28 protein-coding genes are annotated in these 21,331 nt (G+C 33.7%); 10 read left to right on the forward strand and 18 right to left on the reverse strand.

The features are described from left to right. Window positions 1-26: 26 nt before the first annotated feature. From BAQ46_RS00415 to BAQ46_RS00440, 6 genes are all read right to left on the reverse strand, one after another. Window positions 27-677 carry a VanZ family protein gene (locus tag BAQ46_RS00415; RefSeq protein WP_071741444.1) on the reverse strand — a complete coding sequence of 217 codons (651 nt, stop codon included), beginning with the start codon at window positions 675-677 and terminating at the stop codon, window positions 27-29. Window positions 678-1,034: 357 nt separating this feature from the next. Further along, the gene (locus BAQ46_RS00420; protein ID WP_001080312.1) at window positions 1,035-1,688 is read right to left on the reverse strand and encodes a DUF2306 domain-containing protein; all 654 of its coding nucleotides are present in this window, start codon (window positions 1,686-1,688) and stop codon (window positions 1,035-1,037) included. A 291-nt stretch (window positions 1,689-1,979) separates the two neighbouring features. Beyond that, window positions 1,980-2,351, reverse strand: a complete 372-nt coding sequence (locus BAQ46_RS00425; protein ID WP_071741445.1) for an ATP synthase subunit I — start codon at window positions 2,349-2,351, stop codon at window positions 1,980-1,982. Window positions 2,352-2,374: 23 nt separating this feature from the next. Beyond that, on the reverse strand, window positions 2,375-2,908 hold the full coding sequence (gene pssA / locus BAQ46_RS00430) for a CDP-diacylglycerol--serine O-phosphatidyltransferase (protein ID WP_071741463.1): 534 nt from the start codon (window positions 2,906-2,908) through the stop codon (window positions 2,375-2,377). Between the two features lie 43 nt (window positions 2,909-2,951). Continuing rightward, the gene (locus BAQ46_RS00435) at window positions 2,952-3,410 is read right to left on the reverse strand and encodes a MarR family winged helix-turn-helix transcriptional regulator (RefSeq protein WP_000198934.1); all 459 of its coding nucleotides are present in this window, start codon (window positions 3,408-3,410) and stop codon (window positions 2,952-2,954) included. 257 nt (window positions 3,411-3,667) lie between these two features. Further along, entirely contained in the window at window positions 3,668-4,024 is a 357-nt protein-coding gene (locus BAQ46_RS00440) for a hypothetical protein (protein WP_000501489.1), read from the reverse strand. A gap of 382 nt (window positions 4,025-4,406) precedes the next feature. Between BAQ46_RS00440 and BAQ46_RS00445 the strand changes: the two genes are divergently transcribed. Both BAQ46_RS00445 and BAQ46_RS00450 read left to right on the forward strand, forming a co-directional pair. Further along, entirely contained in the window at window positions 4,407-4,673 is a 267-nt protein-coding gene (locus BAQ46_RS00445) for a YmzC family protein (RefSeq protein WP_071741446.1), read from the forward strand. Between the two features lie 151 nt (window positions 4,674-4,824). After that, window positions 4,825-4,935 carry a YjcZ family sporulation protein gene (locus BAQ46_RS00450; RefSeq protein WP_000505679.1) on the forward strand — a complete coding sequence of 37 codons (111 nt, stop codon included), beginning with the start codon at window positions 4,825-4,827 and terminating at the stop codon, window positions 4,933-4,935. Between the two features lie 119 nt (window positions 4,936-5,054). Here the strand turns inward: BAQ46_RS00450 and BAQ46_RS00455 are convergent, their stop codons facing one another. Both BAQ46_RS00455 and BAQ46_RS00460 read right to left on the reverse strand, forming a co-directional pair. Then, window positions 5,055-5,609 carry an HPP family protein gene (locus BAQ46_RS00455; RefSeq protein ID WP_071741447.1) on the reverse strand — a complete coding sequence of 185 codons (555 nt, stop codon included), beginning with the start codon at window positions 5,607-5,609 and terminating at the stop codon, window positions 5,055-5,057. A 117-nt stretch (window positions 5,610-5,726) separates the two neighbouring features. Next, the gene (locus BAQ46_RS00460) at window positions 5,727-6,311 is read right to left on the reverse strand and encodes a CGNR zinc finger domain-containing protein (RefSeq protein ID WP_071741448.1); all 585 of its coding nucleotides are present in this window, start codon (window positions 6,309-6,311) and stop codon (window positions 5,727-5,729) included. Window positions 6,312-6,742: 431 nt separating this feature from the next. On the opposite strand from BAQ46_RS00460, the gene BAQ46_RS00470 reads away from it, so the two are divergent. Further along, window positions 6,743-8,149, forward strand: a complete 1,407-nt coding sequence (locus BAQ46_RS00470) for an alpha/beta hydrolase family protein (protein ID WP_071741449.1) — start codon at window positions 6,743-6,745, stop codon at window positions 8,147-8,149. 347 nt (window positions 8,150-8,496) lie between these two features. Here the strand turns inward: BAQ46_RS00470 and BAQ46_RS00475 are convergent, their stop codons facing one another. Further along, window positions 8,497-8,742 carry a hypothetical protein gene (locus BAQ46_RS00475; RefSeq protein WP_000013680.1) on the reverse strand — a complete coding sequence of 82 codons (246 nt, stop codon included), beginning with the start codon at window positions 8,740-8,742 and terminating at the stop codon, window positions 8,497-8,499. Between the two features lie 198 nt (window positions 8,743-8,940). Here BAQ46_RS00475 and BAQ46_RS00480 point away from each other — a divergent pair, with 198 nt between their 5' ends. Next, window positions 8,941-9,066 (forward strand): YjcZ family sporulation protein, encoded by a 126-nt coding sequence (locus BAQ46_RS00480; protein WP_000540377.1) that lies wholly within the window; start codon window positions 8,941-8,943, stop codon window positions 9,064-9,066. A gap of 694 nt (window positions 9,067-9,760) precedes the next feature. Here the strand turns inward: BAQ46_RS00480 and BAQ46_RS00485 are convergent. From BAQ46_RS00485 to BAQ46_RS31320, 4 genes are all read right to left on the reverse strand, one after another. Then, window positions 9,761-10,153 carry a hypothetical protein gene (locus BAQ46_RS00485; RefSeq protein ID WP_002150736.1) on the reverse strand — a complete coding sequence of 131 codons (393 nt, stop codon included), beginning with the start codon at window positions 10,151-10,153 and terminating at the stop codon, window positions 9,761-9,763. A gap of 26 nt (window positions 10,154-10,179) precedes the next feature. Then, complete coding sequence (locus tag BAQ46_RS00490) at window positions 10,180-11,379, reverse strand: MFS transporter (protein WP_071741450.1); 1,200 nt, start codon at window positions 11,377-11,379, stop codon at window positions 10,180-10,182. Between the two features lie 90 nt (window positions 11,380-11,469). Continuing rightward, window positions 11,470-11,844 carry a hypothetical protein gene (locus BAQ46_RS00495; protein ID WP_145925671.1) on the reverse strand — a complete coding sequence of 125 codons (375 nt, stop codon included), beginning with the start codon at window positions 11,842-11,844 and terminating at the stop codon, window positions 11,470-11,472. 63 nt (window positions 11,845-11,907) lie between these two features. Next, complete coding sequence (locus BAQ46_RS31320) at window positions 11,908-12,036, reverse strand: hypothetical protein (protein ID WP_262724185.1); 129 nt, start codon at window positions 12,034-12,036, stop codon at window positions 11,908-11,910. 329 nt (window positions 12,037-12,365) lie between these two features. Between BAQ46_RS31320 and BAQ46_RS00500 the strand changes: the two genes are divergently transcribed. Next, window positions 12,366-13,646 (forward strand): helix-turn-helix domain-containing protein, encoded by a 1,281-nt coding sequence (locus tag BAQ46_RS00500; protein ID WP_071741452.1) that lies wholly within the window; start codon window positions 12,366-12,368, stop codon window positions 13,644-13,646. A gap of 161 nt (window positions 13,647-13,807) precedes the next feature. Here the strand turns inward: BAQ46_RS00500 and BAQ46_RS00505 are convergent, their stop codons facing one another. Continuing rightward, complete coding sequence (locus BAQ46_RS00505) at window positions 13,808-13,987, reverse strand: hypothetical protein (RefSeq protein WP_074541986.1); 180 nt, start codon at window positions 13,985-13,987, stop codon at window positions 13,808-13,810. Between the two features lie 359 nt (window positions 13,988-14,346). Here BAQ46_RS00505 and BAQ46_RS00510 point away from each other — a divergent pair, with 359 nt between their 5' ends. From BAQ46_RS00510 to BAQ46_RS00520, 3 genes are read left to right on the forward strand one after another with little or no spacing between them, the layout of a single operon-like run. After that, complete coding sequence (locus BAQ46_RS00510; protein ID WP_071726513.1) at window positions 14,347-14,688, forward strand: PadR family transcriptional regulator; 342 nt, start codon at window positions 14,347-14,349, stop codon at window positions 14,686-14,688. Next, window positions 14,681-15,163 carry a hypothetical protein gene (locus BAQ46_RS00515; RefSeq protein ID WP_071741453.1) on the forward strand — a complete coding sequence of 161 codons (483 nt, stop codon included), beginning with the start codon at window positions 14,681-14,683 and terminating at the stop codon, window positions 15,161-15,163. The genes BAQ46_RS00510 and BAQ46_RS00515 overlap by 8 nt, the downstream gene beginning before the upstream one ends. Next, a complete protein-coding gene (locus BAQ46_RS00520) occupies window positions 15,160-15,687 on the forward strand; it encodes a permease (protein ID WP_071741454.1) in 528 nt (175 codons plus the stop codon). The genes BAQ46_RS00515 and BAQ46_RS00520 overlap by 4 nt, the downstream gene beginning before the upstream one ends. A 40-nt stretch (window positions 15,688-15,727) precedes the next feature. Here the strand turns inward: BAQ46_RS00520 and BAQ46_RS00525 are convergent, their stop codons facing one another. Beyond that, window positions 15,728-17,203, reverse strand: coding sequence for an MDR family MFS transporter (locus BAQ46_RS00525; RefSeq protein WP_071741455.1), 1,476 nt, complete (start codon window positions 17,201-17,203; stop codon window positions 15,728-15,730). Window positions 17,204-17,345: 142 nt separating this feature from the next. On the opposite strand from BAQ46_RS00525, the gene BAQ46_RS00530 reads away from it, so the two are divergent. Further along, window positions 17,346-17,921 (forward strand): TetR/AcrR family transcriptional regulator, encoded by a 576-nt coding sequence (locus BAQ46_RS00530; protein ID WP_071741456.1) that lies wholly within the window; start codon window positions 17,346-17,348, stop codon window positions 17,919-17,921. A 175-nt stretch (window positions 17,922-18,096) separates the two neighbouring features. Here BAQ46_RS00530 and BAQ46_RS30510 read toward each other — a convergent pair whose 3' ends face one another. Both BAQ46_RS30510 and BAQ46_RS00540 read right to left on the reverse strand, forming a co-directional pair. Further along, complete coding sequence (locus BAQ46_RS30510) at window positions 18,097-18,249, reverse strand: hypothetical protein (RefSeq protein ID WP_071741457.1); 153 nt, start codon at window positions 18,247-18,249, stop codon at window positions 18,097-18,099. Between the two features lie 174 nt (window positions 18,250-18,423). After that, on the reverse strand, window positions 18,424-19,191 hold the full coding sequence (locus tag BAQ46_RS00540; protein WP_071741458.1) for a TSUP family transporter: 768 nt from the start codon (window positions 19,189-19,191) through the stop codon (window positions 18,424-18,426). Window positions 19,192-19,422: 231 nt separating this feature from the next. Between BAQ46_RS00540 and BAQ46_RS00545 the strand changes: the two genes are divergently transcribed. Beyond that, complete coding sequence (locus BAQ46_RS00545) at window positions 19,423-20,208, forward strand: TrmB family transcriptional regulator (RefSeq protein ID WP_071741459.1); 786 nt, start codon at window positions 19,423-19,425, stop codon at window positions 20,206-20,208. 88 nt (window positions 20,209-20,296) lie between these two features. Here the strand turns inward: BAQ46_RS00545 and BAQ46_RS00550 are convergent. Further along, window positions 20,297-21,331: DnaB family ATPase (locus BAQ46_RS00550; RefSeq protein WP_071741460.1), on the reverse strand; the 1,035-nt coding region annotated here is incomplete at its 5' end.

Below are 21,331 nucleotides of genomic sequence, written 5' to 3' on the forward strand. Positions count from 1 at the left end.
GCGTTCAAAAGAAATTCGTAATCACCTCACTGAAGGATGACAGGTCTTCCAAATAAAGCTGGATAATAAATTAACATCGCACCTACAAATGAACACACTAAACAAAAAATAGCCTCGTATTTTATGACTAGAGAAGAGTTCTTATCAAGCTTTTTTTCCTCTCTTTTCAATATCAATTTAAATAACGCTGTATATAATACTTTATATAATACATACCCAACCATCGCCCCAAGGGTGTTCGTAAATAAATCATCAACATCTGTAATTCTATTATTTAACAATTGATTTAACTCAATTGCTAATGAAAAAAAGAATCCCGTGCATACGGTGTTTTTCATTTTTCTAAACTGCGGCCAAATAGTCGGTAATAAAAAACCGAACGGCATAAACAGTACAATATTCAAAAGATACGTCGTACTACCTGCCGTATCAAATAGAGTCAAATTAATTTGATTTACACGAATCCACGTTTCATATCTACTTATATCCCATACAGTCGCGAGCTGCGTCACTTTATACACTAGCGAAAGGTAGAATAGAAAAACATATACCCATAAAAAATGTCGAATAGATATATTGTTTTTCGCTTTAAAATAAAATCCGATTTGAAATAAAATACAAAACATAATTGTAAAAAAATAAGTATACAAATAACTCATTAAAACTCCTGTATGCATGTGGAATCCCCTAACTTTACATTTTCATCTATTATTTAGAACATAGTTTAAGAATCGGTACTTTGTTCATATATTTAATCTTCTACTTTGTCTTCGAATATAGGGAATATATGAAAAATAAAAAATCCCCACTTCTTCATTTTCAGTCTCCTCCTTGATGTAACTTGTTTATAGAATAGGAAAAACTTTTAAAATAAAAAGTGGGGTAAATATAAAATTTTTCTTAAATTTTATGTTGGGTTTTATTATTACTCTCGTTAGGAATCCGCTATTCGTTGTTAGATAGCAACATGCTTACACCTATAAAAACATTGAACTACTGAAAAATTCTGCCCTCAATATGACAGCAGATTCACATCAAAAATGTAAATCCTCCTTTTCCTCGTATTTTCCTTTATTCAGTCTTTGTCTTATAAATAATTCTGCGATAATTAAATTAGGTACCCACGCTAACCAAGCAATAACCGCGTAACTAAGTTCAAACTGCTCTATTCCAAATAGAACGATAAACAACGGTAGCCAAATTCTTAATGTAACTGCCGCAAAGGTTAAAGAGTAATTTCTGATCATCCAATTTCGATGGTCTTTCATTTTTTTATTCTTAACCCTATGTAATGCTTGATATGCTGATGTTAGCCAAAATACGGATAACAAACCGAAACCTAGCTTCGCTACCAATCCCCCTGTAGCATAAAAGGATAGGTATAGTCCAGAAATGCCTCCTAATAATATACCAACCATATAGATTCTCCCAGCTATTCGATGACGGTTGATATTCCTTTCTCTAAATTTAGTAGATAATGTAAACGGACCAATTATTAATGCTACTATACTCGTTGTAATATGTATAAATAGCATCATATACCAGAACTCACTTAATTTAGATCCATACATAAGTTTCGCTTTTACAAGCCCTGTTTGAAATCCATCCATAATAGAATATTGGACAACAATATAACCAGATACTAAAAGAGCAAAACAAGTAAATACATACCAAATTTTCCTGTTCAAATTTCACTGCCTCCCTATTACATTCATGGAAATTAGATTATACGTTACTGTTCATTCTTGTAAAAAATAGAAAATCCTTCTAGACAAATGAAATACCTCCGAAAAAGGGACATGTAATAGATTAAGATCTCAAAAATAATGAATATATATGTTATATTGTTAAAGGTACTGAAATGGGAATTTTTCTAATGGATATGTTGCAACAAGTAATAGATACATTTAAAATGAGCAAACTTTTTATATAATAAAAAAACCTCAAGTATATCATTCTATACTTGAGAGTTTACTCATCTATTCCTCCGCATCTCTCATACTGTAATACCCCAAATTAATAATAACCAAAAAATACCCAACCATAATTCCCCCAGCAAATGTCCACATGTACTCACGGTGTTCAATTTCATACATAATAATTGCGCCAAGTATTGCGGCTGCAAATCGATTCATCATGCCAAGCATCGGTGCTTTTTCTTTTTTTACGATGCTGTCTCCGAACTTTTCAATACGCCTTCCTAAAATCCAGGCGCAGTACATACTAACTAAAAGGCCAATGCTTATTCCTACGAACTGGGCTGAAAAAGGTGTCATCCACCATCCCAGTAACATCACGCCTAGCAAACAATACATTTGTATGTTAAATGATCTTAATGCCATACGAATCATGTTCTGCTCCTTTATCTTTCTCATTAATCCCATCTTTCGGACTTCAAGCTTTCAGATATATCTTTTTTAAAATGAGGGAATTTGATTTTACTCACCATTAAATACGCGAGTATGCATGTACCAAACGCCACGGAAACTGGATTATTCAGGAGGCATAAAATAAGAAGACAAATTGCCGCAAATGGAATAGGCATGCCGATAAAGGTTGGGAGTTTGCTTTGTTGTGTATTAAATCTTGCAAGCCGCAGCATTCCGCAAATACTGTAAGCGAGCGCACATATCATCCCAATAGACTGCAAATCTTTTAAAGCGACACTATAGGCAAGAATAGACGGCGCCACACCAAACGTAACTAAATCCGCAAATGAGTCTAACTCTCCGCCAATTTCCGAAACAGAATCAAGTTTCCGAGCAACCATGCCATCAAACAAATCAAATACCATACCTGTAATAATGAACATGACTGCACCATACATATCGTGAACGAAAACAGCGTGAATAGCGAGAAGTCCACATACAAAGTTTGCTATCGTCATCATATTTGGTATGTAACTCATCATACGCTTCTCCTCCTTTCTACTCATTACCTCATTCAAGTTCTTACTCATTACAATCAAGATCCTTCTGTTTTTCTTCCAATATCACCTTATTTATTTTCTTTAACGTATCCGTCATTTGTTCTAAAGCATTTATATCGATTTTAGAAAAATACTTCTCAATTAATACATCATCTAACTTAGACAACTGCTCCATATACTTACTACCGTTCGGACCAAGTGTAAGGAAATACTCCCTTTTATTATTAGGATTTACTTGTTTTGAAATCATCTTCTGCTTTTCCAATTTCGATAAAACTTGACTCACAGCGCTTTTCGATATGTTAAAAGTAGTCGCAATGTGATTCGCTGTCGTGTTTTCATTTAAATGAATATGAAATAACATACTCTCTTGCTGTCCTGTAAGACCGTACTCATCTTTCAACTCCTGAAATAGTAAAATGTAGAATTCATTATAGGCTCGGTTCATTTCATTAATTATTTCTTTATACGTTCTAGTCATAGCACTCTTCCTCCATGCTGTTATTTCGTTTAATAGTTAAGTTCACTTAACTTAACTATATTATACCGTTATGCTTGTGTAAAGGGAAATCAATTTCCATACTTTAAAAAAGAAGACATCCATTAAGATGTCTCCTTCTCATACGTAAAGCTCTAAACTTTCACTATTCTTCTCAATTACATCTTTATACAAGCAAAAGTGTTTCTCTCACCTCAACTTATATATTAGACAATATATAAGTTTTATGTTGTAAACTACTAACCGTTAATTAACTGTTGCTTAAATTCATCTAAAACTCTCTTTCTCTCTTCATAATCTTCCGTATCGGCTTCTTCCCAAAGCTCAAGGTCAGCCCCACGTTCAATTAATGCAATTGCCTTGTTACGAACTTCTTCTTGAAGACAGCCTTTCTCCAATTGTATTGCCGCAAGACCAATATATACTAAAGATATTTCTTCTAACTCTTCCTCTATATCAAACTCATCTACATACTCTTCTAAAATGAACTTAGTTGCTTCTTCCGCACTATTACCCTCTTCTATATACTCAATAAATTGATCTTTCACATCACAAGTCGTGTCATCATCAAATAATCCAGTTCCCCAAGCGCCCATATGCTACAACTCCTTCTTTGTGCTTTTTTCATTTCTATTTCAATCTTAAATATAATAAAAATTCATTACAAGACTAGTTATATACATCGTTATATTTTACAATTACTATAGGCAATAAATATCTTTCACTACATGTACCATTCTGAATAATCAAACATATTCATCGATAAAATTCCATATAGACCCAGTAATGGTTAAAATGTTATAATGAAATCACCCTACATAGTTACTCATATTTAACTTGAGGAACTAGCGTCTTATTAAGCAATGCGCATAAATCAAATAAAAAAGACACTTTTTACAGTGTCTTTTTTATTTATATTCTCATAGAAAATATCTCTTTTATACACAAAATCTAGCAAATGAAAAAGGAGACTATCATATGGAGCATCCTCTAGCAAGAGAATTACGTAACATACGTATATGCCTTATCATCTTAATTATCGTCATCGCATTTTGGGACCGTAAGAAACCTGTAGAAATCACTGACCATAGTAGCGATCCTATGTTAAACACTAGTAATATGACCCAAATTGGCGATCATACATTTGCCTATAAAGATGAATCTAATCAAATTAAAATATTTAAGTTTAACCCAGATACAAATGAAATAAAGCTAATAAAAGAATTTTACGCTAACGAATATTAATGAAATAAATGGGACGGAAGGCACCTCAAGGTGTCTTTTTTATTTTCAAAAGGACCTGCTCACATTCAGGCGTCAAACATAAAGTAAATGGAATCCGTTAAAAAACACGAGTGACCCTTTGTTTTCCCCTCTTATTAAAGGAGGAACTATTATGGGATTTGGTGGTAGTTGCGGCGGAGGCTGCGGTTTTGCTGGAGGATTTGCATTATTAGTTGTATTGTTTATTTTATTAATCATTGTTGGAGCTGCTTGCTTCTGCTAAACAAACTATTGGAAAAGACACTCTTATATGGGTGTCTTTTCTTTGTAAACTAAAAAGTATATGAAATGAAGACATAGCAAAAACGGGATACTTACTCAAATTGTTTTTCACCTTATTAATTATATCCAAAAAGTTGGATAGCTTCTTTTACTACTCATGTTATTAATGAATAAAGCAATAACTACAATAACAAGGGAACCAACTAAAACTGGTGTTACTAAATAACTCCAACTGTATGCTCCTAAAATAACGACAATTGGATCAGCCCCTGCCGGAGGATGCGTTGTTCTCGTTAACATCATAACGGCTATTGCCATCCCCACTGCTAAAGCTATCGTCCAATATTCATTCCCAAACAAATGATATATTGATAGGCCAATGAAAGTTGAAATCAAATGTCCTCCAATAATATTACGTGGCTGTGATAACGGTGCATTCCAAACTCCAAACGCTAATACACAACTCGCCCCAAATGGAGCCATTAACAATTCTGTAGAAGTTATACTCGTTAAATATGTTAAGGTGAGAATTGTTAAAAATCCCCCTAATAGTCCTGTCAAAGAGTCCTTTATATTTACTTGTAACGGACTTCTTCCTTTCCCTTTCATTTTTGCAAAATATCGTACACTTATTGGTGGAGCATCTTTCTTCTTAGCTGCTGTTATATGATTCATCATTCTCCTCCTTTATTTACCAACAATTATATTTCAAACAAACTAACCAGTCAATATTAATTTTAGGGGTTAGTTTAAAAATACAGAAAAAAAGAATCAACTCATATAAGTTGATCCCTAAACTTCTTCACATTTTCGATCCTGGAATTTTGCTACCTTTTTTCGGTTCCCACATATTTTCATAGAACACCATTTTCGTTTCCCACTTTTATCTATAAATAATAAAACACAGTCGGGATTTGAACACCTTTTAAGAGAAATAAGCTTATTTTCTGTTATTAAGGTTAAAGCATCAAATGCAATTATTGATACAAGTACATCCTCAACTTCTCCAACTGGGACAGGTACTAGACGCTGTTCAATGACTTTATATGTAAAGGGTGCCTTCTCAATTTGTTTTTCTAAATACATAATAAAATCATTAGAAATTTCGTGCTGATCAGCAATTGTCTCAAACTGTTTTCTCAGTACTTCTCTTGCCTCTAATATGCTAGATGTAACTTGATCCATTCGTTCTTGAATTCCTATAAGTGTTTTTTCATTCCAAAAAGGAAGATTAACCTTTATTACATATAGCCATTCTAATACATCTTCATCCGTTATTAATAAATCATAACGTTGTCCACGCCTAACTAACTCTGTATTCACTAAATCTAATGAGAGATTTCCACATATAAGCGGGAATTGTTTTGTTTCCTGCATGTACTCATCACCTACTCTTTAAATAATCATATTCCAAATTCATACAGAAGTACAACTTTTTTATTAACTGTAAAGTATGAAGATCAAAGCCTTTAGCCATAATTACGACTAAAGGCTTTTTTCTATATAACTAAAAAGGAGCTAACTGTATGGAACATAATAAAAATGGAATGCTTGCTTTAATCGTTTTATTTGTAGGACTCGCATTTTTTGTTTTCGGTATGGTTTATCATTTGTGGGGAACGGTTTAAAAATAAATAATAATCCATTTAAGAAAAAGTACTCGTATGAGTACTTTTTTTAAAATGTCATGTAAAAACATTCTAAACTTACTTACATGCATACAATCACCAATGATAGTTATATAATTGAGAAGGTTGTAAATTATCAATCTATTACAACGTGATTTGGAAAGGAGCTAAAATCTGAAAATGTTAGAAATCATTTTTGTTGCTGTATTACTTTTATCTAGCATCACTCTCATTTTTATCGAACGTGGTTTAACGAAAAAAAATGTAGCCATTTTACTGATCAATTATGCATTCTTATTTGCCACCATCATTGTAATTGGTGCAAACTGGCGTATGATCCCCGCCTATTTCTTATTGTTCGTTTTAACATTACAAGTTTTTTTGAAACCAAAAACTACAGCTGTTTCTAAAAAGTTAGTGATGAAAGTTTTAAAAGGTTTAGGAATTATCGTAACTGCTATCGCAATGTTTACATTACCTTTACTTTTTCCGATCATAACACTCCCTGAGCCTACTGGAAAATATACAGTAGGAACGAAAGCTTTTCATTTAATTGATAAAAATCGAAAAGAAACCACTGTACCAAATAATCATAGAGATCGTGAGTTAATGATACAAGTATATTATCCTGCCGAAAAAGGATCAGGGAACCCTTCTACCTATTTTGAGAACATAAACGAGCTGGCTGAACAATTGGCAGTAACAAACGGTGCTCCGTATATCGTAACGACACATTTAGGGCTGACAAAAACACATTCTTATCAAGATGCTAAGCCACTTCAAGCTAAAGAAAAATTCCCCCTCCTTTTATTCGGCCATGGGATGGGATTATATGGTCAACAAAATACATTCCAGTTAGAGGAATTAGCTAGTCAAGGCTATGTAGTAATCGCTCTTAATTTCACAGGATACGCAGCAACAACGATTTTCCCTAACGGAAACCGTGTAGACTCTATACCAATTGAAAATACACCTACGGCCTTAAATACGATAGTTCAAAAATGGGAACAGGATACTACTTTTGTTTTAAACGAAGTAATAGAAGGTAATTTCGATAAAAGTTTTAAAACGATCGCAGACTTAATTAACTATGACAAAATTGGAATGTTCGGTCACTCTTTTGGCGGAGCAACTTCCGCACAAATGTTAGTAAAGGATACGCGTATTAAAGCTGCAATTGATATGGATGGCGGATTGTTTGGCGATCCAATGCCTAAAGACGGTCCTCAGAAACCATTCATGTTGATGAATGCTGAGGCTACGATTCATTTTATGAAAGAGGCTAAGAATCAAAAGATAACCGGAATCCAAAATGAATTATTGGAAATAGTTTATTTAAGAAATAAAACGATTGAAAAACCGGGCGTGTACACAGTGGTAATTCCAAAAACAAACCATACTAGTTTTACAGATTTAGCAGCATTTTCACCTATTATTAACGAACCAGACGAAGATGTAGCTGCAAATTATACACTCATTAATAAACTAGTAACTAGCTTCTTTGATCAAAATTTAAAAGGAATAAACGAAAATCATTTAGAAGACATTCAGAAGCAATATCCTGAACTTCAGCTCATTAAACACTAATAATTATTCATTTACCTAGTCATGTAGCCCCTCACTATACTTGAGGGGTTTCCGCTTTAAAACAATTATAAAAAAAGGCCCCATTACTGGGGCGCTCAAAAAATAATATAAGTAAATGAATTAAAACAAATAACAGACAACTAAAATATATAACATAAAAATTTTATAATCTATATATATGCAATATTACATATAAAATTTCATTATTACATGCTATACTAAAAAAGGAGTCGACAATCGTTATTTTCTTCTTATTTTTAAAGCAATATGGATATACCTTCTTAACATCATTTGAATTGTACAAGCAAAAGAAGACATCTTAATTGATGTCTTCTTTTCTTATATTTTTATGAATTCCTTTGAGCAGATGCTCTCCAAGCACGAAAAGATGTTGGGTGTCCAGAATGAGCTCTTTGCTTTGCAGCAGCAACAGCTGGTTTTTCTTCAATAGTCTTTGGTTTTTCTTCCACAATCAATGATTTTTCTTCAAGAGTATTCACAGCTGTTTGCATTTTTTCCAGCTGTTCTTTTAAAGCTTGCTGTTCAATCTTTAAATCTGTAAGTAAACGTAAAATCATTTCAGAATTAGCCATAAAGATCCTCCTTCCCCCAATACACAGAATAAAATAGAATATGTCATCAGCGGAATAACGGTGACAAAAATAAGGTCGTCAACTCTCTTAAAATCTAAGCACCTTTATTTTTCAAAAGGACCTGCTCAAGATTATCCGTAAAAACATAAAGTGAATTAAATCCATTAATTAATGGTCTTTATGGAAGGAGGAGTTAATATGGGCTATGGCGGTAGTTGTGGTGGAGGCTGCGGTTTCGGCGGCGGTTTCGCTTTACTTGTTGTACTGTTTATTTTATTAATCATCGTTGGCGCTAGCTGTTGGGGCGGCGGATTCGGCTGCTAAGGGGAGGCACTCTTGAGAGTGTCTTTTTTTGTTTCATTTTTTCCCCTCCGATCTGTATTAGTTCTTTTTAAAATGTAAGATTTCTCATCTCATAGTAGCAAATGATTTATTTTCATATCGTCATATTTGATCGAAAGGTAATAAAGAAAAGACACCCTAAGGTGCCTTCCCCCAACTAGATCGGAGTACCACCCGCATTTTGGAACCCACCCACGCTAGGCAAAAAATACAATGAGCTTACCATATGGACAGCTCATTCACATAATTTTCGAACTCGGAATTCAATGAATCTACTAGTTTAATCAGCTTATATGTTCTTGCCATAAAAAATCTTTAAAATGGTTTTATAATCTGGAATTTGTAACTTTAAGTATTGATTTATAAAGTTTTCGTTATCATATGGTACTTTTTTCAATTCAACAGAGAATCGCCCAGCATCAAAATTAACAATACCGTATCGCATAACATATTATTAATTTTTTGAGTACAATGATTGTTAATTAACAAAAAACAGCACCTTTAATTAAGAGGTGCTGCAATATAAAGCCAAAGTAAAAGCAGACATTAGACACTTAGTGCACAGTAAATTGTCCTCAAAACAGTAATTACTGCAATACCTAGACTTGCTCTTTAGGAAAAAGAAACAATCTCGTCTAAAATTGACTTTGCATAATCTTAGCTTGATAGCGATACCTTATAATCCCTTAACTAGCATAACTGAAATTAATAGGGGAATTAAATTTGTTTGATACCCTTCTTCCTTACAAAGTGGTTGTATTAATTTATAATTCAAACTTATATCATTTTTTTCATAATCACATAACAGGTCGCGTTTATTTTTTATTTCACGTGAAAAATAGTACATTTTTTGCTTCCCAATTTCTTCAAAATATGATGATTCTATCAATCCATCCTCAACATAAAATTGTAATACTTCCGCGCTTTCTATTAAATCATGAATATTTGCCGATTTTACGGCCATGCCTAAAGATTTATACAAAATAGTATTACTATAAAATAATAGATTTACTCCTATTTCTCCAGCTGTACTTAATCCCATATCCACCTTTTCATTTTGTATAATCATTTTATTTCTCCTTCGCTCTACCTTATTCAATTCAACTTATATTTCTGTTGATTTTGTAAATATTCATTTTTCATGACATAGATTAATACCACAAACCGAATGACAGCTATCATACTTATCAATAGAAATAGTGATTGATAACCAAAGTTTTCAACAATCAATGTAGAAATCAGCATAATAAATAAAGTACCTATTTGACTTAGAGATAGTAAACCTCCTAAAGTTTTTGCTTGATCTCCATCCGGAATCCTAATAAACGCTTCTTTTTCAGAAAGAGTTGATAATAGAGGACTAGTTAAAGTAACAAAGGAAAAACTACATAAATATACTACAGAATTAGATGTGAATGTCATAATTAAAATACCTAAACTCATTAACGTCCCTGAGATAAATAAACCTTTAAATATATTCTTCGTAAACAATTTAGATCCTACTAAAAAATAGTTCGAAAGTATTGAACCTATACCTCCTATAAGCCAGAATAGTGTTATATCTCTTGAATCAAAATGAAACTCCTTAGTTAATGCATATATAGAGGTACTCATAATGATAGGCATAATCATTCCTTCCAGGAAAAAAATTATTGAAAAAGGTCTTACATTTGAATTAAAAACCAAAGCCTTTAATCCTTCAAATGGACGTTTCTTTCTATTCTTCTCATCTTTTTTAGGTAAAGCATCTTTTATAGGAATATTTATAAGAAAAACGAAACATATAAAAAATGATAACGCATCTATTAAAATTGCATTTGTGTTCAATGTTGTAAATATTAATGGTCCCAGAGTAAAACCTAATGTCTTCGCTGTTACAATCCAGCCAGATCTTTGTCCCATTAACTTTAATAAGTTATCTTTCTTATATAGAGAGTTATACCAAGTTTTTTGACTTAAGCTTGTAAGTGCTCCAAGATATTGAGATATGATAGTTACTGGTATTAAAAAAACAAAGTATTCTTTTGTTAAACCCAAATACAATGATAGAACAACTATTATATTTAACATAAGAGCAGTCAATGTTACCTTTTTAGGGGAATATCTATCAATCAGTTGACTTCCAAATGCACCTACAAGAATACCAGCTATTGTTCCAGTAAAATAAAGTGCACCCGTAAAAAAATAAGAACCAGTAGATAAAAATGCAAACATCGGTAATCCAGACCATGTAATAGCTGTCCCTAAAGTATTTAATGTATCTGCACATATTAACCTATTCTTATATTGAACCATGTTTTTTCTCCTTTAATTAAAATGATACGAGGAGAGCCTCGTATCATTTGCATTTAGACAATAAAAATGTTAATTTAATGCTGTAGAATCTTATTGATTTATTTTAAGAGGCTCTTTATAGCAAGTTTCCATACTTTTCGCTCTTAACGGCTCTTTATAACATGTCTCCATACTTTTCGCTTTTAACGGCTCTTTATAACATGTCTCCATACTCTTCGCTTTTAACGGCTCTTTATAACATGTTTCCATACCTATATTTTGAAAAGTATCTTTCTTAATTCCAATATCATAACTTTGATTAAATTCCATATTCCAGATTTCTTCTGAATTATCATAGATACCCTCTAATACTTCATATTCCTCTTGCATTTTTCCAAAACCAGCATTGTGGTCCATGATTTCTCCAAAATACCCCATACAATCATGGTAATACTTTTTAGGATGTAACATATGTAAATGCCACATTTGATCTATATCATGTGTTGGACAAATCATTTCCTCAGGATATTTTTTGCAAATAAACCAAAATTATTTATACCTTACATATACATCTATTAACATTTCTAAAGGCATTTCTCCTAAGATACCCTCTGCTCTTTGAGCGGCTTCTACCAAGTCCATACTAAATTCAGGCATAGTTACAAATTCATTTCTCATCACACATTACCTCTTCTCTCAAAATTTATTATTCGAACAAAACCTAAAATTAGCTTTGTTATATTCAACTATAATTTAATACATGGGTTAAAAATTAAAATACAGGCCATACTGGATCAATTAAAGCTACAATGTTTAATAGATATAACAAAATAATCACTACATTATGAATTTTCTGATTACAATAACATAATATTTCTATTTAAACGCTTTGTCAACATTTTTTAACATTTTTATATTAATGTTAAAAAAGTTAAAAAATGTTCAGAAAATCCTAAAAACATTTATAATATATATATGATTGAATTAATAATGGAAGGTGGAGTGAAATGACCGGAGAGAGGATAAAAGAATTACGAAAAAAGGCAGGTTTAACTCAGAAAGAGCTAGCCTCAGGGATTATTACAAGAAGTTATTTAAGTCAGATAGAACAAGGAACCGTAGAACCAACATACAATGTCTTAGAGCAACTTTCTAAGAGATTAGGTCATAGTGTGGAAGAAATCCTTTCAAATAATATTGATAAGGATATTAGTATTCTAGAAATAAAACGAAATTTAAAACTTTGCGAAACGTATATAGTTACCAATAAAGCAGCAAAGACAGAAGAAATTATAAATAAGATAGAAAATACACTAGGAAAATTAGAGGGTAGTCCTAATACTCAAATTTCTTTCTATGAGTATGGATTATTGAACTGGGTAAAGGGGAAATATCACGAGACACTGGGGGATTTTTCAACAGCTGAATTACTCTATAAAGTAAGTGTGGAAAAATTTCAAAAGACTGCTTCTTCAAAAGAACTAATGAGAAGTTTAGACTCATTAGGAAGTTGCTATACAAAATTAGAAAAATATGAACTAGCGACCCAAACGCTCAAGGAAGCTTATAGGATTTCTGTTTATGAACAGATTCAAGATATAACAAAGGTCTCTTTACTTTTAAACTTAGGAATTGTACATGGAAGAATTAAAGAGATTTATTCTGCCATTCATTTTTTGACCGAAGCTGTAGAATTAAATCAAATGTTAGGCACATATTTTAAACAAGGTGATATATACATGGCTCTTGGAATTTGTTATATGGAGATTAACAATCTAACAGAAGCCGAATTTTGTTATTTTAAATCTCTTCACTTCTTACAAATAACGGATAATAAAAAAAATGAAGCCGGTTTATATACTAATTTAGGAATTTTATATGTAAAAGAAAATGATTTGGATAAAGGCATTGAATATTTCATAAAATCATTGGCACTATACCATCAAATACAAGCTTCAACTTCAGTAATTAATAATACAAAGATTGAGCTTGCTAAAACTTACCTAGCAAAAAAGGATTTTATAAAGGTTGAAGAATATTGCCTAGAGATTATTAAAACAGAGAAAAATCACTACTTCCTTGCCAAATCCCATGAATTGTTTGGTGATTTGTGGTTGTTACGGCTAGATACTCAGAAAGCAATTAACGAATATAATAAAGCCTTAGCCACTTATCAAAAAACGAATAACAAACTTTCAAATCAAATATTAAAAAAACTCGGAAATACCTATAGTTCCATAAATGATTATATCAAAGCTATTTCCTTTTACGAAAAAATTAATATTTAATACAGCAATCAATTTAATAACTATAAAAACAAAAGGGAAACGTTTAAGCGTTCCCCCTTTTTTCTTTGTATAAAATATTTAATACCTATAGTTTTTTTCATTACACCCCATCATTTTCAAATTATGAGATTAATATTACAAACGTTTTAATTATAACAATTTCAAGTGAAGGTAGCGAGGTTTGAATTTTTTAATACCTGGGTATTGCCCCGTCCATCAATCGCTTTTACCTTTTGATGAGTCATGCTATGCATAGCTGAAATAACTTCTTCTTCAGTAGAACTTTTAGTGATGTGGAGTTGTGCATTTGAACCTTTAATCTCTGCTTCATGCGATGCCAAACGATTGAATAATGGAATTTTGTTTAGAAGTAATCAACGCATTAAGCGCGTGATGATTTAAAAATGAAAGAAAAGTTAGCAAGAATGGAAAAACAACTCTGTTTGAAATTTTAGACTTAATAGAGATATCAACGGAGCAACTTCCAGTGGCTTCATAAAATATGAACCAAGGGAATTTTTATTTAAATATACAAAAATACAGACTTTTACTCGAATATTTGAAAAAGCGTTATTGTGAGTTTCTCTCTTGAAAATTACAATTTTTAAAATTGACATAACACTTCACACACCATATACTGTTAACAACAGTATACTGTCATTAACAGTATTAATCGTAATTCATTCTAGGAGGAAGATCCATGAAACATACAGGAAGACATACAGGTGCATTTCTTTTGTTATTTCTAGCTGAGGGTGATAACTATGGCGGGCAATTACTGCAAAAGTGTGAGGAAGAACTTCCCGTCAATCCAATCGATAGTGCCATTTTATATCGCACACTAAAAAAATTAGAAAACGAAGGTGCAATTGAATCTTACGTAAGTACAGATCATCAAGACAAACCGAGAAAGATGTACAAAATTACGCCTGCTGGAAAGGAACAACTGGCAGATTTTCAAATGGATATTGAAGAAAAAATGAAGAACTTATCCTTTTTCCTGGGCAAATATAAAGACTTAAAGGAATCCGATCATGATTAACGGCGTGATTCTTTACACGTTAGCCATTATTCTTACTGGGATTTCTTTTATGAAGGACCGCAGGAAAACGAAAGATGCTTTAATGAAGTCATGGAAAATGTTTCGCAACCTTCTCCCTGCGATGCTTTCCATCATGCTTTTCGTCGGCTTATCGCTTTCTATATTAACGCCGTCCTTTATCTCTTCTATCATTGGAGAACAGTCCGGATTGTTAGGTATTATGTATTCAGCAATACTCGGCTCCGTTGCACTTATTCCAAGCTTCGTCGTATTTCCTCTTGGTCATACGTTAGTCCAACACGGCGCAGGCCTACCTCAAGTTGCGGCACTTATGTCTACACTTATGTCAGTAGGAATTACAACCTTGCCGATGGAACAAAAAATATTCGGACGAAGCTTTGCTTACGCACGGAATGCATCTGCTTTGCTCATGTCACTTCTATTCTCCTATATCATTTGGATGGTGATGGTATGAAAGAACTAAAAAGATATCGCTTCTTTTTCGTTTTACTACTCGGGCTTTTTGTATTAACTTTTATAAATCAATCTTTAGGGTGGAGTGCATTACAACTAACAGGGAATAGCATTTTAGATATGCTGTTTCTCCTCCCCCCTGTCTTACTATTTGTAGGGCTACTTGATCAGTGGGTGAAAAAAGAAACGCTCATGAAATATATGGGCAAAAAATCAAGTATATACGGAATCTTGTTTTCTCTATTATTAGGAGGCATTGCAGCTGGTCCCCTCTACATCGCCTTTCCAATCGCAGCACTACTATTAAAAAAAGGCGCAAGCATTCGGTACATCGTATTTTTCTTAGGCGTTTGGACAACTGCGAAATTGCCAATTCTCGTGTATGAATTCTCTTCATTTGGAGCTACTTTTACACTCATTCATATTTGCTTTGGGCTAGTATTCTTCTATGTAATGGGGCTTATTTTTGAGAGGTTTTATAATCAGGAAGAGTTGCTAAGGTATGATGTTACGGAGGAAATGTAAAAGACATCTTTGATCATAAAGATGTCTTTTTATATAAACCTTAATTTTCGTTCTGTAAAACCCCTGCTACCTTTACTTCCTTTTTCTCTTCTTTTAAGAACAACGATACGATAAAAGCAACAACGATAAAGACTAATCCAAGTGCAAATGCACCTTGGAATCCTGATGTTAAACCATTTAACTTCTCTACTGGATCCATTGGATTTGCGGACCTTTCCATATACTGAGTTGTTCCTGAAGACATTTTTGAAATAAAGATAGCCGTACCAATTGCGCCAGCTACTTGCTGCAGCGTATTAAACAGTGCTGTTCCGTGCGGATATAGATCTGGTGTTAATTGATTTAAACCGTATGTTTGTGCTGTCATGACAAACATGAGTCCGACCATTAATACGCTGTGCATAATAATAATTTGTAACATTGATGTGTCAGGTGTAATGCCTTTAAATAAGAACATTGCAATCCCTACTAACACAATGCCGGGAACGATAATAACTTTCGGACTAAATTTATCAAATAGTTTACCTGCAATTGGTCCCATTATAGCGCTAATCACACTTCCCGGAAGCATGATAATTCCTGATTTAAAAGCTGTAACGAGTAAAACTGTTTGCAAGAACATCGGTAATAAAGTCATCGTTGAGAATAACGACATCATCACAATGACGATTAATCCAACTGATAATGTAAACATCGGAACTTTAAATGCGCGTAACTCTAAAATCGGATTCTCAATTTTTAATTGTCGAACGACGAAAATACATAATGAGATAAGCCCAACAAGTAAAGTGCCATACACTTTCGCATCAGACCATCCTAAATCACCTGATGCACTAAAGCTATACACAAGCCCGCCAAATCCTAATGTCGATAATAGGATAGATGGATAATCTACTTTCGGTCTTGTTAACTCTGAAACATTTTGAATATACTTCATTCCAATCATAATTGAAATGATCACGATAGGAATAACAATATAGAATAACCAGCGCCAATTTAATGAATCCACAATTACTCCAGATAATGTAGGGCCAATTGCTGGAGCTGCCATCATCACAAGTGCGATTAATCCCATTGTGGCACCACGTTTTTCAGGCGGACAAATAATTAAAATCGTATTCATTAATAACGGTGAAATTAACCCCGTCGCTACTGCTTGGACGATACGACCAATTAATAAAACAGAAAATGTCGGCGCAAATCCCGCAATTAATGTACCAGCTAAAAACGTTACCATAGCGATCAAAAACATCTGTCTCGTTGTAAGCCATTGCTGAAGTAACGCTGTAATTGGGACTAAAACCCCAACCACCAACATGTATGCTGTAGAAAGCCATTGAATCGTTGAAGCTGTTACGTCGAATTCTTTCATTAATACTGTTAACGCATTACCAAGTAACGTTTCGTTTAATAACGCAACCATTGCCCCTAAAAGTAATGCAATTAAAATGGGGGTATGTTTCATATTAGAAGTATCAACTTTACCACTTGAAGGGCTCTTAGTTGTCATATTCATTTGCAAATTCTCCTCCTATTTCTTACTTAAAAAACTTTAAATATACCTAAACACATGTAATATAATATACATATGTAGATTAAAAAGGGAGAATCAATTTTCAATCACTGTATATTTAATCTACAAAAAAGGAGAATTGTAGATGAACGATAATGAAAAACAACTTGATTTACGTATTAGACGTACACATAAATTACTATGGGATTCCTTATTTGAATTAATGACGCAATCAAAACAGAAATATAGTACCATCACGATTAACCAAATATGTGATCGCGCGATGGTACACCGAACAACCTTTTATAAACACTTTGAAGATAAAGATGCTTTATTAACATTTGGATTTAAACGATACAGCAAGATGATTGCTGAAATACCGGTTTCAGATCGATTAAGTAAACCATTTCAAGTAATGGAACAATTCCTACATCATGAAGAAATCGGTAAAATATTAGAAGCACAAATGTCTGATGAACAATTTATTAGCCGTGCACAATATTTAAGTCACGAAACGAGAAAACAAGAAATAGAAGCGTTAAATCAACTTTGTAAAAATCATACGATGCCAAATGATTTAATCATTGAATTTTATTCAGGGGCAATCACCTCATTAAGCGCATGGTGGTTTAAAAATGCAAGAAAAGTTTCTGCGGCTGAAATGGATAGGTATCTCCAACAACTTATTAACCGAGATATTTTTCAGTTTGAAAAGGAATAAGACTACACCTTTTCAATCATGCAATCAAATTGACCACCAAATAGGAATATGATATATTTTCGGTAGAGTACTATATAAGTATGACATCCACTAAAATGGCATATAATAAAAGAAGAGATGCGCTAACATCTCTTCCCTAACTGCTACCGTATAGGGTAGTGGTTATTATACGTTATTATTTTTTGCGAACCCCACCCTTTTGCTTCCTACGGCGCGGAGTGGGTTTTTTGTTGTCCTTATCCAGAAATTGCTTCTGCAAAAAATACGCTGAAAGTTCGCGCACAGTTGCTTTGACAAACTCTTTTACAAGATCAAACAAAAAGTCCATATTATCACCTCCTTTCCTTCCGAATAGAAAGAAGGGATAACCACCCACCCTCACAATACGCAGTTGACTTTATTTTATCAAATGATTGTAAAGATATTATGTAAATAAAACAAATGAAATTTTATATGGAAAAATATGAGTTTATATTATTTTCATTCTCTTCACTTAGATTACTTACTGAATATAGTCATACAGATTTTTCGCTAACAACAAACAAGTTACGGTAATGAAAAGGGCGCGAACATACCCGCTTCCTTTTTTTATAGCAAATCTGGATCCGGCGATTCCTCCAGCAATTTGAGCAATTCCCATTATGAATCCATACACATAGTTTACTTGACCTACATACATAAACATGAACAATGCACCAACGTTACTTCCTAAATTAAGAAACTTCGCCGTACCTGCTGCTTTTAAAAAATCATACCCAATAAATAAAAGAGCAAACATTAAAAATGAACCTGTACCAGGACCTAGAAATCCATCATAAAAACCAATAGCAAAAATAAAAAAGGTAAAAATAATGACGTGTCGACCAGACAATTTTTTATGAGTGGAAATACTTCCCCAATCCTTTTTGAATATCGTATAAATAGCGACTGCACCAAGCATGATCAGCATTAATGGCTTCAGTACTTCTGGATTCATTAAATGAACGGTCCATGCCCCTATTATGGAACCTATGAAAGTGATTGGAAATAATTTTAAAGCCGATTTCAAATCAAGATTACCAGAACGATAAAACACAATATTACTAGTTGCACTCCCCATTGTTGATGCTAATTTATTCGTGGCTACTGCACTTGCTGGATTCAATCCTGTAAATAATAAAGCTGGTAACGCGATTAATCCACCACCGCCTACAACTGAATCAATAAATGCAGCTACAAATCCAAAAACAATCAAAATCATTAATACAGATGGGTCTAAATAAAAATCCATACTCGTAGCCTCCCCTTTAGTCACTATTGTAATAGTAACTATCAATTTGCTAAATGTAAAGAGTTATTGTAACGTTGAAATATAAAGTGAAACTTTAATCAACCCTTACCAATCGGGCTTTTACGAGCAGCCCGCCCCCCCACCTAACTTCTTTGCTTCCGCTGAATTTTGAGGTGGGGGACTTACTGCCCGTTAAAGCGGGATAAAAGCAAACATCGGAGGACAAAAAAAGTGGACTACATAGTGCAACAGCTTAAAAAAATTGGTTTTAATGAATATGAAGCTAAATCTTATGTATCTCTTGTGAAACAAGGGCCTGTCACAGCCTATCAAGTAAGTAAAGATTCGGGTGTCCCAAGAGCGCGAATTTATGAGATTTTAGGTAACCTTGTAGAAAAAGGAATTGTCATGAAAGAAGAAATAAATGACACCACTCGCTATTCACCTCTACCTGTTGAAATCTTTTTACAAAAGGCTCAATCAGAATGGCAGTCTACTTATGAAGGAATTAGTGATTCATTAAAAAAACTAGAAACTTCTGAGGAAAAAACGGATAATCGGGTCATTACGTTAAAAGACAATCAAACAATCATTAGCTACTGTCAAACATTAATAAAAAAAGCAGAACGACGTATTGTCATTTCAATGTGGGATGAAATGTATGAAGCGTTAAAAGAGGACCTAGCTGAGGTAGCTGATAAAGTCACAGTACAAGGCATTACCTTGCATGTTGAAAATCCTATTAAAAATCTAGAAGCCCATCGTATAACAACTTATACAGAAACCCTCTCTACAGGGCATTGGTTTATTTTATCAATAGATTCTAAAGAAATGATTTATGGCCCATCACTTGAAGAGCGTAATATTGCTTTTTATACAGATGACCCCGTTCATATATACTTATTAGAGGATTATGTATGGCATGATGTTTTAGTGAATCGACTTGTCCGACGTAGCCAAGATGACTTGGAGCAATGGATTACTGCGGAGAGACGATCTTTCTTTATGGGGAAATAAGGAACATATTCAAAAAATAAAGCATAAGTGAATACAATGGAACACTTATGCTTTATTTTATATGCAAAGTAATACTCAAGTCTTTTCACTATTTCCCCTCCACAAACCTCCCAAACTCCTTCAAAAACCGCAACTTAAAACTCCCCACAGGTCCATTCCGATGCTTCGCCACATGAATCTCCGTCATCTCTTTCTGCTTCGTTTCCTTATCGTAATAATCTTCGCGATACATAAGCATAATGACATCCGCATCTTGCTCAATTTGCCCTGTCTCTCTTAAATCAGATAAAAGAGGACGCTTATCTTGACGCGACTCTACAGAACGAGACAATTGCGACAATGCTACTACACAAACATTTAACTCACGTGCTAATAACTTAAGTTTACGAGAAATCTCACTAATCTCTTGAAAACGATTGCCCTTATGCTTCGGATCGCCCGTAATAAGCTGCAAGTAATCTACAATAATTAAAATCTTTTTATCACCGTGCTTCCTCTTTAACTTACGAGTTTGCATCCAAATATCTTGCACCGTAACCCCTGCATTGTCGTAAATCTCAAGAGGTAACTCACCAATCTCCGCAAACGCCTTACTCACCCTTTCCCAGTCTTCCATCGCAAAACGATGCTTCGGATTTTTCAGCCTACCTCCTGACACTTCACCTACGCAAGAAGCCACCCTTTTCAATAATTGCTTACTACTCATCTCTAACGAAAACAACCCAACCGCCGCTCCAGACTTCGCCGCATGCAGTCCAACATTTAGCGCAAACGCAGTCTTTCCCATAGAAGGACGCGCACCAAGGACAACAAAATCACCTTCCTGCAATCCACACGTCATTTTGTTTAGCGATGTATAACCAGTCTCAATACCAGTAATCTCTTTCGCATCTTGATGAAGCTCTTCATATAAATCAACTAACGCATCCTTCAAATCAAACTCACATACACAGTCCTTCTCCTCTAACTCACAAAGTGCCGTAATCGTCTCACCAATAATTTTCTCACTCTTCTCTGCAATAAGACGCTCTCCCATCTTGTGCCCAAGAACACCCGCCTGATACATTTTCCAGGCACCTCGAACAAGCCCCTCATAATATGAGAAGTTGCTAGTAGTAGGCAC

Source organism: Bacillus paranthracis (genome assembly GCF_001883995.1).
Lineage (GTDB): Bacteria > Bacillota > Bacilli > Bacillales > Bacillaceae_G > Bacillus_A > Bacillus_A paranthracis.